This is a genomic window from Bacillota bacterium (assembly GCA_040755295.1).
Taxonomy (GTDB): domain Bacteria; phylum Bacillota; class Desulfotomaculia; order Desulfotomaculales; family Ammonificaceae; genus SURF-55.
On sequence record JBFMBK010000003.1, the window covers coordinates 40684 to 53497 of the forward strand.

The window sequence follows — 12814 nt, forward strand, 5'->3', positions numbered from 1 at the left end:
CTCCTTACGACTTCGTCGGGAGAGGCCGCGAAAATATTCTCCCTGACAGGATTAGGGGGTACTTAGGAACTTGTAAAAAGTACCGGGAAATAAGTGGACGTCCCACCTGGGTTAGAATTATTATAAACTTTCAGGAGGGGGTGTAAAAGGTTGAAGGAAAAAACAATCGGTGAGGTTCCGGAAAAGGTGCTTGATGCGGTGCGTGGCGCCGCTCCGGAAAAGAGAATAACCTGTGCTGCCGCGCATGCGCTTGCCAAAGAGCTTGACGTTCCGCTTAAACTAGTGGGCGCAGCCTGCGATGCGCTGGGCATTAAGATAAAAGAGTGTCAGATGGGATGTTTTTAGTGCTTTCCGAAACACATTATTTTCATAACACATTACATTTCCCAAGTAAAGCTCGAGTTTATAATTTTATGTCGTTGTTTAGTTGGTTATGGAAAACCCCGGAAGGATATAGTGGAATTATATAGAAATACTAACCAGACAGGAAGCAGGCTGATTCGGCAAAATGCTGCAAATCTTCATTAATTATTGTCGTGCAACGCTGAAGTGTTCCAGGGCGGGGGCTTTAAAAAAGGGGACTTTCCGTGGACCGTATGACCTTTATAACCGTGATTCTGATATCTTTCCCCGAAGCGATCCTGGTTGCGATGCTGGGCTTGGTATTGGTCGGGGTCCGGCCTCGGTGGCGGCAACTGGCGGCCATTGGTGCTTTGCAGGCAGGGGCGGCTTACCTGGTACGATTATCCCCGGTGCCCTTTGGCGCACACACCGTCTTCTTGGCAGCCGTTTTTGTGGGCGTAATCCGCCTGGTTGTGCGTATGGACTGGCGGGTAGCGGCGCTGGCCGGCCTGCTGGGTTTGACTATCTATGAGGCTATCGAAACCGTTACTGTACCGTTGTTAATACACCTTACAGGCTATCCCCTCACTCACGTGTTAAAGCATCCATACCTGCGGATTCCCTTTTTTATTCCGGAAGCTGCGCTTCTGGGGCTAATTACCTGGTTATGCCGGCGCTTTGGTTTCAACCTGCTCGGACCACCCCCGGGCTACCAGGTAGACAGCAGCGAATGGCATAGTTTAAATAGGTCTTATTTCTTAGTATACCTGCTCGCTATATTGCCCGTTATACTTCTCGCTATACTGAATACGGCTTTTTTGGCCTCTCGGACCGGTGCGTTTCCAACCCGCTACCTGTCCGTTTTTCTTATCGGCATGGCACTGGCCGTTTTGATTCTTACTGCCCTTACCCCTATAAAAATTCAGGCTGTCAGCCGGGCCGTAGCGGGTGCATACGCGGCCGGGAAAACCGCCGAAAGCCTTATGCATATCGGCGAACTGCTCCGATTGGTTCGCCGTCAGCACCATGACTTTCACCATGAACTCCAGACCGTTTACGGTTTGCTGGAAACCGGTTGTTGCGAAGAGGCACGGCAATACATCCGGAAAACCCACGAAACCATAAGCGCTCCCTTAGAACTAATACGTACGGACAATCTCTACGTTACGGCCCTGCTGTATACTAAGCTGGCGCTGGCTGAGGCCAAACAGATCAGACTGGAACCGGTCACCGAATGCTCGCTGGAAAAGTTACCTTTGAACTTGCTGGAGGTTGCCTCGCTGTTTGGTAACCTCCTGGATAATGCCCTGGAGGCTGTCGAAAATAATCCGTCTGAGGAAAGGATTGTCCACCTGGAGATTAAGCGCGATCAGAAAGGCTGCTTCATTAGCGTGGCCAACCGCGGCCGGCTCGATATAACGCAGCGTACACGGCTTTTTCAGGAGGGCTGTACTACAAAGGAAGGCCATGCGGGATTGGGTCTGGCAAGCGTGAGAAAGATAGTGGAGAAATACGGCGGAACCATTACGGTTACTTGTCATGGTAACGAAACCGTCTTTAGGGTATCGCTTCCCTTGGATGAGCATGCGTCTGCAGTCTAACCCTCCGACGGAGGGTTAAAAACAGCCCCGAATAATACTTGAATTGTAGAAGGAGTAACCCATGCCGCCTTAGGCGGCACAACGAGGAATGAAAATTAGCGTTAGAAATGGCATTTGCCTGTTATATCCGGTATTTATTGTTTTAATTCATGGCGTTCTTGGCGTCTTGGCGGTTGGTCTATTTTCGATAGGAGAATGTAATAAATGCCGGTTACCGTGTTGATTGCCGAAGATGACCCGGAGATGCGGCGGGTGTTGAAAAAAGTCGCCGAAGAAAGCGGCGACGTGCAGGTGGTGGGCGAAGCGGCGGACGGAGCGGAGGCTCTCGCGCTGTTTGAAACCTTGCGGCCCCGGGTGGTTTTCATAGATATCGACCTCCCGGTAAAAGACGGGGCAACGCTGGCCCGGGATATCTTCCATCGCGACCCCTCAACGTACTTTGTGTTCATCACGGCCTACGACCAATACCGGGAAGATGCCTTTGAGGTCTACGCCTGCGATTACCTCGTCAAGCCCTTTAAAATCGAGCGCCTCCGCCAGACTCTGGAACGTTTACGTTTGCATCTCAACGGCCGGGTTGTCGAACAACACGTACCTGCGCTATCCCGTCTATCGGAAGTACCCCCGGAGGATTTGCGCCTGTTTCGCACGGGTTCCAGACTGGTTATGTTACACCTGAAGGATATCATTTTCATTACCAGGGAAGGGCGCCGGACGGTAATTTACCATGTGGATGGCTGGCTGGAAACCAGCGAGAATCTCAACACCCTGGCAGAGGAAATGGGTGGGTATCCATTTTTACACACCCAAAAGGGGTTTATCGTCAACCTGAAAATGGTGCAAGAAATCATCCCGGCCGGTCGAACCTACGAACTTATCATGGCCCACACCGAAAAAAGGGCGCTGATTACTTCGGAAAAGTTCCGGGAACTGAGGGAATTACTGGAAACGAAAAAGCGTGTGAAAAGAGAATGATGGAACGATTCTGCACAGGTACGAACTAATCCTTTTTCAGTCCTGCTACATTGTGTTCACCTCTATGACTTGCTTTAACTTACCCCTGTACCCCTTTATACTTTAGAAAAGTTTTGTGCACGATTTTGTAGCTTTCAGACATGGATATGTAGTTTTCAGACATGAAATTGTAGTATTTGGACAAAGTGGGTGGACAAGGAAGAACATTTCCTCAACAATATATATTGAAGGGAATTTGGCTTAGTACTTGGTCCGGCATATGGCTGAAGCGCCTTCCATATCAGGAGGTAATTTTAATGAACCTGGCTCAGGTTGCGACAAAGTTGGCTCTATACCTTGCCAACCAAGCAGACCTGCCGAATGAACGCGTGGATTCTTTACGCTTCGGATTGGAAATCATCATCGGTACCATGATTAAAGGTGTGCTCCTGTTTGCTGTTGCGTGGGCATTAAATATCGTAGCGGAGGTTGCGGTGGCTTTGTCAGCCGGAAGTGTTTTCCGGCTGCTTGCGGGCGGGGCCCATTGCAGTGGATATGGACGCTGTCTGCTGTTGGGTATCGGCGTTTACCTTGCGATAGGTAAGGTATCTGCAATTTACGGATTTTCACTTTCATCTTGCTGGCTGTTTTATCTGATCATTATTTGTTACTTATTTTGTTGCTTTGTAGCTTTCCGGTGGGCACCGGGGAAGGTGCCGGGTGTGGAACTAACGCCGCCCAAGCAGCGGCTGTTTAAAGTTTTGTCTCTATTTTACCTGCACTTCTTGCTGATGGGTATGTTTTACTTAGTAGTAAACGGTTATAAATCACTTGCATTTGCTATCTTCTTGGCACTGCTGGCGCAAGGTTTAAGTCTTACACCTATAGGTTACAGACTCATTAAAAGATATGATATGTGGATAATTATAAATCGTCAGGGTAAGGAGGTTTACGGTGGTGCTAGTGAGGTTTAGAAAAGTGCTTTTTATTCAAATTGTGAGGTCATTTGTAATAGTTGCATTGTTCGTAGCAGCTATAGGTATCAAGCCGGCAAGTTTTATCTGGTGGTATCAGCCGGAAATACAAAAGGAACATTAGTTGGCGGAAAGCTGCTTCTGCTTTTGAACCAACTTATTTAGAATATCCAAATTAATTCGTGCAACCGATTAAAAGGTGTTACCTTTAATTACCACGGTTTTGTGTCGCTCACTTCGGTTACTTAAGGTAAGTATTTGTTCTACGAGGAGAGTATCGTATGGAGACCCAGATCAAAATAATCGATACACAGCATGCTACACGAGTGCTGTTATGGTTTGCAAAACCATATCTTCTTAGTTACTTTTTCGTTTTAGCCCTCTTCCTTATATTGAGCATTTCAAATGCTGCTTCCCCTTATTTTATGAAGCTAATCGTTGATGAAGCCATAGGCCATAAGGATGTTCGTTTACTCATGCTCCTATTGACTGCTATTTTAATAACCGAGATAGTCAGAGGGGTATCTGACTATCTCAAAGATGTGCAGTATACTTCTCTGAGTCAAAGAATTATCGGCAACATCAGGCATAAGGCTTATGCAAACTTAACCCATAAACAAGCAGAATATCTTACCAAGCAGCAGACTGGTGATACTATAGCTCGCCTTGAAGCTGACGCAGCGTTTCTTGATGCTCCTTTACGAAGTTTAGCTTCGTTGTTAGCGGAAAGTCTTACAGTGATAGTAATCAGTGTCCTTATGGTGGCGATTAATTGGCGCTTATACATAGTATTATTAATATCGTTTCTAGTTCTCTTTGTTGTTCAGCGGTATTTCGGTAAGCAAATTAGTAAGCTGGCACTGACGCTAAGAGAACAAATCGGTAAGATCAGCGCGTTTTTGCAGGAATCCGTAAGTGGCATGGCTGAGCTACAGCTGCTTGGGCAGGAGGTATTTCTTCAGAAAAAGTATCAGAAGCAAGTCTTGAAACAGATTGACTATACGATCAATTTTGCAAAAGTGATGAGCGGGTCCAAATTAAGTACCGGGTTTATTGGCGCCTTTGCGCTAGTGTTCATCTTTGGTTTTGGTAGCTTTTCAATATTTAATAATCAATTAACCATTGGTGGTTTAATGGCATTTAACGTATATTTTTTCCGTCTCTTTTCTTCTGTTAGCGTACTTGCACATGTCAATCTCGATATACAGTCAAGTCGAGCGGTGTTTAGCAGATTAAGCAATCTGCTGGAAGAGCCTGATTGCGAATCGTCTAAAGAAACCAATGGCATTCGGAATAGTAGCTGTGGATTGAAAGGTGAGCTTGAGTTTAACAATGTAAGCTTTAGCTATCCAGGACAGGAACTTCTGATTAAGGATTTGTCGTTTAAGCTTAATCCAGGGGAGTTTGCTGTTGTACAAGGTCCAAATGGTGCTGGCAAGACAACCATTGCAAATCTAGTTGTCAGGAAGCAGGATGTAAGCGTTGGCTCAATTACGCTTGGTGGGAAAGATCTACGCTTACTACCAAAAGATGCTGTAAGAAGGCATGTAAGCATAGTGCCTCAGGAGCCTTTTATCATACATGGTTCAATTTATGAAAATTTATGTCTTGGGAATGATCCTTCACCTGAACTAATTGATAGCGCCCTCAATCTTGTAGGCTTAAGAGAATTTGTTTCAAATTTATCATTGGGCATTAATACCCAAGTTGGCGAGCGAGGTTGTACGCTATCGAGTGGCCAAAGGCAAAGGCTTGCGATAGCAAGGGCGCTTTTACGGAAGCAAGAAATCTTGATCCTTGACGAATCCACGTCAGCTCTCGATTATGCCTCAGAAGAAGCACTGATAAGGCAACTCAAAACTTCTTTGGGAGACCGCATTTTAATCGTTGTAACACACCGCTTAGCGCTTGCAAAGTATGCAGATAAAGTAATAAAAATAGGCGAGTGTTCGTCGATGAAAATGAATGTGGCCGAGTGCTCAAAGACTGATAGGGGGAAAGTGATATGCTAGTAACACTTTACTTGACTGATATGTGCAACTTAGACTGCTCATATTGCTATTTCAAAAACAAAACCAAAAACCGACTTACTCATGATCAGATTGGGCGGGTTATTGATTTCGTATTTGAGCAAATCAAAAAAAGCAATGAAGGGAGTATAGGTATTGTGTTTTCCGGCGGTGAGCCTCTGTTAGAGTTTCCATTGCTAGCTAACACCGTTACCAAAGTAATAAACGAAGCTGCAAGGCTGGACGTCTCATCGAGTTTCGTAATAACAACAAACGGTACCCTGTTGAGCTGTCAAGTTATCGATTTTCTCAAGAATAAGCCGATAAGCCTTGCCATAAGCATCGATGGGCCGGAACACATACACAGTGAACATCGCCCCTTTGTGAACGGGTCACCCACATTTAGTACTGTTGAGTGTTCGCTTAAGACGGCGATATCGGAGGGGCTTTCGCCTGTGGCTCGGATTACTTTTACCCCTGCTACAGTAGGGAATCTTGCAAACAGCGTTAAGTACCTTGCTGAACTTGGATGCTCAGAGATCAAACCCGTGCCGGATTATTTCAATTCGGATTGGGATGAAAAAAGCTTTGCCGTGTGCAAAGCTGAAATAAGGGAGATTGCAAACTGGCTTAGTGAAAACCCGAATGTTACAATACCTGTCCTCACGCAAAAAAGTAAACGACCGATGAAGCCTTGCTATGCCGGTGCCGATCACTCGTATTTTGTCATCGGTCCAGATGCTAATCTTTACCCTTGTTCGTATGTTGTGAATCAGCCGGAATTTAGGATCGGTAACATCCTTGAAGGTTTTGACGACGAGAAAATAATGCGTATTTACAGTGGAGTAAGCTCTGAGGAACGGAAGAACACATGCGGGAAGTGCGCTTATTTTGAATGCTGTGAGAGTGCAAGGTGTGTACTGGTAAATTACCGGCTATCCGGTAACATAAATCTTCCTTCGGGTTTTTACTGCCAATATCAGCAGTTGCTCTTTAGTTTAACCGATAAGTTCTCGGGCAATGCACAGGGAAAGCTGAGAATCAGGGCTAGAAAAAGAGCACAATCTTAAGTGGAAGGAGGTGTTAATATGTCGTTAGAAATCAAACCCTCGTCCGAAGATGTCGAGGTATTTGGTCTTGATGTTGAGCCGTACTTGTGTTGGAGTGATTGTTACAGCTACTATCACTATTCATCTTACTATTACAACGGCGGCTGTGGTTGGCGTTGGGACTGTGCCGGCACTTGCTGGTATTAGAATAATGCAGCCCTGAGACAGCCCTGTGCATGCCCTTTAAAAGATGGGTTATCTTCAGGAGGTGTTTTTATGGATGGTAGAGTTAGGTTATCTAATAAAGTTAGGTTAATAGAGGGCCCTGAGAGAGCGTTACTAGTTAATCTGCAAAACGGTAAGTGGGCACGGCTTCCTAACGATCTAGCAAAGATGATTACTTCTGCGGCTGCATCGGAATGGGTGCATGCGAATGCTCTATCGCATGCATACCAATCATTAGGCATAGACACGTGCTCAATGGAGCGAATGTTTGATAACCTCCTCAGGGCAGGTATTTTATTACGGCAAGGCCAAGATCCCCCACCCGGGCCGCGGGAAGTTTTCGAGGCATATATTATCGTGACCGACCGCTGTAACCTTTCATGCTTGACGTGTTCGTTGTCGTCCAGGCCTATTTTTCCGAACAACGACTTGCCGACTGAAACAGTCCTGAGAATTATAGATACCATTGCACATGATCGGAATGCGGTATTCGTTATAACTGGTGGTGAGCCTTTACTGCGAAATGATATCGAACACATACTAAAACATGCTTTTCTAAAGGGCAGGGGAATTAGCCTACAAACCAATGGCGTTCTCTTAGACGAAAAGACCTGCCAGATGGTTACCAGGTATGTCGACTGGGTTGAGATCAGCCTTGACGGTGCCGACGAGGAATCGAGTGCGCCGGTTCGCGGCAAGGGTGCATTCAGCTCAGTGATAGCTGGCATTAAGCGGCTGAAAGCACTTGGTTTTAACCGGATCTCGACCTCGATGGTCATCAATAGATTTAATGCGCATAAGGTTGAAGATTACATTAAGCTGAATGAGCAACTTGGTATCGAGTATATGCTTCGGCAGTTTCATCCCATTGGAAGGGGCTTTAAAAATAGGGATAAGCTAGAGCTTGTTTCCGATGAAGTAAACAACAGCCTTCGCACTAAGGCGAAGAAAAGGATAGACGAAATAGGACTTGCAGGACACCTACAAAAAGTGCGGAACGAGATGAAGGCGTGTGAAAACTGTGGTGCCGGCATCCGGCGGATTGCGATCTTAGCTAACGGGGATGTGCGGCCATGTGCCAGCGTTCTATCGCAGAAGGCGGCGATGGGAAATATCCTCGATTACGACTCTTTAGATGATTTACTATCGCAAGATTTTAATGAAAAGCTGGTAGCTTCTTTCGGAGTAGATAACAGGGAGGATTGTAAGGAGTGTGATGTTCGCTACTTCTGCGGTTATTGTCTTGCCGATATGCCTCAATTCTCTGATAATATTGGGCCACGTATCATATCTGATTGTAAATCTCACCAATACGATTTGCAGCGAATTATATGGGGGAATTAAATGGACTTTACCAGTCTAACCGGCGAAGGAGTCAAGATCGCTATCATTGATAGTGGCTTAAGTCCTGATGCATCCGATCTTTGGTATAAAAAGGCTGGCGGTGTGTCCATCTCAGCTGCCAATAGAGATATAAGATATGGCACTGCTATTGCTGATAGTTTTGGGCATGGGACAGCATGTGCTGGTATTATCTCGCACATCGCACCCAAGGCGCTCTTGTTTCCAGTTAAGATTTTTATAAATGAGCCAAAAGCGAGCGCCCGAGTTTTATTGGAAGCAATACAATGGTGCATCGAACAGCAGATGCAGGTAGTTAATTTAAGCTTGGGCACAATAAGCGAATCTTCCCGTGAACTATTAGAGGGCGCTTGCGAACAAGCGGCTAAAAACGGTGTTTTGCTTGTTGCCGCACTAAACAGCCAAACGCTAAGCTATCCAGCACAATTTAAGACGGTTATACCGGTTGCGGGGGGTATGATGCTTCACAGGTATTCGTATGGCTTTTGCCCGCCGCGTTTGTTCCTTGGTCGCGGCGAACCGCAGCGCGTGCGATGGCTGGGGGGAGGAAGAATTTTTATGGGAGGAAGCAGCCTTGCCGCAGCACAGATCAGTGCAATTAGCGCTCTACTGATCGAGAAGTTTGACATTACTTGCTTAGATGATATATGTAAAGCACTAATAAATCATAAATCCGAATGCGGTGCAACATGCTTCCGGATTCCTAATTCACAAAATAAGGGATTTGCCGGTAAACCCAATCACGACATTATAAAGAGGGTCTCAGAGATAATAAAACGTTTCGGTATCAATTATAACGAAGGGGAGGCTCTTTTTAACCAACTCAATCCGGTGACTGCTGCACGACTGCTTGATGCTATTGAACTGGAATTTGCGATAGAGATAGATGATTGGTCTTTATCGTTGAAGACACTCGAATCGGTAGATTCTCTCGCTTTATATATTGAGGAGGGGTTGGCGGGTGTTACGTAGAGCGCTGCTGTTTGCCGACATAAAACGGCACCGGGGCCGGTTCTTAACGGCGCTTTTTGCACTGGCCTTGGCGTCGGCTACTCTATACACGGCCTTTTATTTGGAAGTAACACGACACGCGATAAGGCTGCAGGGTTCTAATGATCTTGTCTTTGGGAAAGTCAGATTCGATGTCCAGAAATATATCGCTTGGCAAGACCTGAATTCCAAGCTGAGATCGCTTGGCGTTACGGCGGTTCCGATATTGATTCCTTATACTTATTGGGTGGATAGTAGCCATAGACTTATATATGTCGGGTTAGATACGGGTACCATGCCGGGTAAACTTTTGCATAAGATAAGAGTATCATCAGGTCGTCTTCCAAAATTGAACGAAGAAATCGCGATAAGCAGGGCATTTGCGGCCCAGAATAAGCTATCTGTCGGTAAGAGAATGATCGTGCCCAGATATGATAAAGCTGTTACTAAGCGCATTGTCGGTCTTGTAGAAGATAGCTATTCTGAGGCTAGCCCTGGGTACATAGTATTTACACTTTCTGGGTTACAGCGAGACTTTAATCTAGACGGCTTGGTAAACCGGATTGAGCTAAACGATGTCCCTGATCGACTTGGAGCAATAGAGAGGATAACGGGCGTTAGAGCTAAATTTATTAGTAGCACCCTCATAGCCCCTGAAATGCGCAAGGGTGGCACCATTCCGTTAAGCACCATAACTTATGGCGCTTTTACGCTGTTTATTGCGGCGTTTGTTGTATATAATACTTTTTCATTGACAGTAACGCAGGAGCGACGCGAACTGGGACTTTTACGCCTGCAGGGAGCAACAAGGCGCTGGTTAAAGCGGTTCATGATGATGAAAGCGATCTGTTTTGCCGTGGTCGCATCGTGTGTCGGAATACTGATCGGGATGTTGTTTGTAACTACACTCCATGTACTTGGGCCTTCCTTCTTGCAGCAGAGCCCCATGTCAGCTAACGTGTCGCTATTTTCAGCTACTCCAATTGCAATAACCTTTATGCTGACGTTGGTAACAACGTTACTGGCAATGCTTCGTCCTGCTAGGAAAGCATCATCCGTACAACCCTTGGAGGCAGTCTCATATGTTCCTCAAGGCAGCAGGAGGAGGGTCCGATATAACCTCATCGCTCTTGGAATGCTCGCTATTATTTTCGGGTTCATAAGCTTTCATATGTTTGGAACGAACCCGGAAGGAAAATCGATGGCGGTCTTGGCGTTCTTTGGTATCGGTTTCTACCTTCTCGGGCTTTTGCTTCTCCTTGCGAATGTGGTGCCTATGCTAACCCGCGCATTGATCCGTGTTCAGCGAAGGCGCCCTGCGCTTGCGCTGGCTGCCCCATCATTTGCTACATCGGGAGGGGCTCATATTGGGGCAGCGTTATCGTTTTTAGCTTTTGCTATCGTATTTATCGGTCTAATTACCGGGAGCACCAGCGTATTTGAGAGTAAAGTGTTATCTCATAAACAGGAATTTCCGAGCGAGTATGGCATCGATTCCAGGTCAAAAAACTATTATGCTAGCGGCTTTATAGGGGACCTGCGTCGGGTTATTCAGGAGTTTGCTGATGTAGAGCAAGTCACCGCACTTAGGATCGAGCAGTTTGCGGCAAGGACGAGCGCGACCATGTCCGGTATTACGGTGGTCGCTGTCAATCCGGGCGCCTACTCTAATATTGCCGGCCTACACAGCAAAGACAGACGCATATTAACAGCGTTGGGTGTGCAGGAACTTGCAGTTACCAAGCAAACTGCAAAGAGGCTCGACCTACGTGCCGGAGACGAGCTTGTCTTAAGCGATCTGGCGGGAAATGACTCGTTACCGGTTCGCGTGGCGGGTGTTGTCGGCATTGACCCGGTTCAGGGAAACGATGGGGCGTTCGTTACAGATGAAACAGGTAACCGTCTGGGTATGATCTACGATCGCCGACTTCTCATCAAGGCGAGGCCTTCCTCTAAGCTCGAGAGCGATTTACGGTCATATTTGTCGAGGTTCTACCCCCAACTTCGTTTAATCAGCGATGATGGTCTAAGAAGGGATGTATGGGGAGACGTCTTAACTAACGAAGCGTTACCTCTTATCGGAACAGCAGGAATCTTGTACTTAGTAAGCTTCTTGAGCCTTTCAAATACCATGCTGGCCAGCGTGTGGCATAGAAGGAGAGAGATCGCTATGTTAAGGGCTCTTGGAGCGACTAGACGACAGATAGGCCACTCAGTTGCGCTAGAGGGCATTATCTGCGCTATTACTGGGACGTCGGCAGGTCTGATTGGTGGGATATTCATGGTTTGGGTACTAATTAAAGGGCTCGCATCAGCCGCCCAGCAAGAGGGACATGTTTTTGTGTTTAGCCTGTCCTGGTGGGCGATTGCACTGATTCTTCTGCTTGCCGTAGTTTCCGCGGTAGTTGCATCATTGGTGCCCGCCCGGTTTGTGGGTAGAATGGCTGTGATTCAGGAGGTCAGGAATGAGTAATCGAAGGAGGTCAGGATGAGTAATCGAAAAAAGGTTGTGCTTGATGCACGGCAGATTAGAAAGGTTTTTAAAATCGATGAGAAAGAGATTCCAGCCATAAAAGGCGTGGATATTCAGGTTATGAGCGGAGAATTCTTGATGATTACTGGTCCGAGCGGATCTGGTAAGAGCACACTCCTTTATATGATGGGCGGACTTGATACGCCTTCATCAGGTGAAGTTGTGATAAATGGGCAGAACCTAAATTCAATGAGTGATGAAGAGTTAACACTGTTCCGACGCGGGCATATAGGCTTTGTGTTTCAGCAGTTTCATCTCGTAAGCCCCCTGACGGCGCGAGAGAATATCGCCTTGCCGCTGCTTATTGCGGGCGTCGATATGCGCCAAAAAGAAGAGAAGATCGAAGAGCTCGGTCTGATGCTCGGCATAGAGGAACGCCTCGATCATTATCCCGATCAGCTTTCGGGTGGAGAACAACAAAGGGTTGCCATTGCGCGGGCGCTTGTAATGGACCCGGTCCTGATCATTGCCGATGAGCCGACCGGCAATTTGGATTCAGAGAGCGGAAATCAGGTTATGAAGCTGCTTAAAGACGTTCGCAATATATTTGGGAGTTCGGTCGTGATGGTAACGCATAACCAAGAGCTATTGCGATTCGGCGATCGCCAGGTCTCATTAAAAGACGGTGTTTCTTGTCAATAATAGGGCAATATTAAGCACCACGTAGTAAACGTAATAATTATTTTCTCTAATGCAGCAAAAGGGGCTATACTGGAAGCTTTATACACAGGAAATGAAAACCCATTTTGAATGGTGGTTATTCGGTATTAATATT

The 12814-nt window shown here is 46.5% G+C and carries 11 protein-coding genes; all 11 read left to right on the forward strand.

Features of this window, described 5'->3' with window-relative positions; translation table 11 throughout:
- Positions 1-150 precede the first annotated feature (150 nt).
- Complete coding sequence (locus AB1500_03300) at positions 151-345, forward strand: hypothetical protein (GenBank protein ID MEW6182190.1); 195 nt, start codon at positions 151-153, stop codon at positions 343-345.
- A gap of 251 nt (positions 346-596) precedes the next feature.
- Positions 597-1943: a GHKL domain-containing protein gene (locus tag AB1500_03305; GenBank protein ID MEW6182191.1), complete on the forward strand. Its 1347-nt coding sequence runs from the start codon at positions 597-599 to the stop codon at positions 1941-1943.
- Between the two features lie 204 nt (positions 1944-2147).
- The gene (locus AB1500_03310) at positions 2148-2918 is read left to right on the forward strand and encodes a LytTR family DNA-binding domain-containing protein (protein ID MEW6182192.1); all 771 of its coding nucleotides are present in this window, start codon (positions 2148-2150) and stop codon (positions 2916-2918) included.
- Positions 2919-3214: 296 nt separating this feature from the next.
- On the forward strand, positions 3215-3871 hold the full coding sequence (locus tag AB1500_03315; GenBank protein MEW6182193.1) for an accessory gene regulator B family protein: 657 nt from the start codon (positions 3215-3217) through the stop codon (positions 3869-3871).
- Positions 3872-3893: 22 nt separating this feature from the next.
- A complete protein-coding gene (locus tag AB1500_03320) occupies positions 3894-3995 on the forward strand; it encodes a cyclic lactone autoinducer peptide (protein MEW6182194.1) in 102 nt (33 codons plus the stop codon).
- Positions 3996-4152: 157 nt separating this feature from the next.
- The gene (locus tag AB1500_03325; protein ID MEW6182195.1) at positions 4153-5883 is read left to right on the forward strand and encodes an ABC transporter ATP-binding protein; all 1731 of its coding nucleotides are present in this window, start codon (positions 4153-4155) and stop codon (positions 5881-5883) included.
- Positions 5877-6950 carry a radical SAM protein gene (locus AB1500_03330; protein MEW6182196.1) on the forward strand — a complete coding sequence of 358 codons (1074 nt, stop codon included), beginning with the start codon at positions 5877-5879 and terminating at the stop codon, positions 6948-6950. Before AB1500_03325 ends, AB1500_03330 begins: the two co-directional genes overlap by 7 nt.
- Positions 6951-7205: 255 nt before the next feature.
- Positions 7206-8498 (forward strand): radical SAM protein, encoded by a 1293-nt coding sequence (locus AB1500_03335; protein ID MEW6182197.1) that lies wholly within the window; start codon positions 7206-7208, stop codon positions 8496-8498.
- Positions 8499-9488 (forward strand): S8 family serine peptidase, encoded by a 990-nt coding sequence (locus tag AB1500_03340; protein MEW6182198.1) that lies wholly within the window; start codon positions 8499-8501, stop codon positions 9486-9488.
- The gene (locus AB1500_03345) at positions 9478-11979 is read left to right on the forward strand and encodes an FtsX-like permease family protein (GenBank protein MEW6182199.1); all 2502 of its coding nucleotides are present in this window, start codon (positions 9478-9480) and stop codon (positions 11977-11979) included. The genes AB1500_03340 and AB1500_03345 overlap by 11 nt, the downstream gene beginning before the upstream one ends.
- 15 nt (positions 11980-11994) lie before the next feature.
- A complete protein-coding gene (locus AB1500_03350) occupies positions 11995-12681 on the forward strand; it encodes an ABC transporter ATP-binding protein (GenBank protein ID MEW6182200.1) in 687 nt (228 codons plus the stop codon).
- The last annotated feature ends 133 nt before the right edge of the window (positions 12682-12814 follow it).

Excerpts from the sequence above, each read along its gene's own strand:
- AB1500_03340 (MEW6182198.1), top strand. The coding sequence starts at position 8,499 with ATGGACTTTACCAGTCTAACCGGCGAAGGAGTCAAGATCGCTATCATT.
- AB1500_03315 (MEW6182193.1), top strand. The coding sequence starts at position 3,215 with ATGAACCTGGCTCAGGTTGCGACAAAGTTGGCTCTATACCTTGCCAAC.
- AB1500_03330 (MEW6182196.1), top strand. The coding sequence starts at position 5,877 with ATGCTAGTAACACTTTACTTGACTGATATGTGCAACTTAGACTGCTCA.
- AB1500_03350 (MEW6182200.1), top strand. The coding sequence starts at position 11,995 with ATGAGTAATCGAAAAAAGGTTGTGCTTGATGCACGGCAGATTAGAAAG.
- AB1500_03310 (MEW6182192.1), top strand. The coding sequence starts at position 2,148 with ATGCCGGTTACCGTGTTGATTGCCGAAGATGACCCGGAGATGCGGCGG.
- AB1500_03305 (MEW6182191.1), top strand. The coding sequence starts at position 597 with ATGACCTTTATAACCGTGATTCTGATATCTTTCCCCGAAGCGATCCTG.
- AB1500_03325 (MEW6182195.1), top strand. The coding sequence starts at position 4,153 with ATGGAGACCCAGATCAAAATAATCGATACACAGCATGCTACACGAGTG.
- AB1500_03335 (MEW6182197.1), top strand. The coding sequence starts at position 7,206 with ATGGATGGTAGAGTTAGGTTATCTAATAAAGTTAGGTTAATAGAGGGC.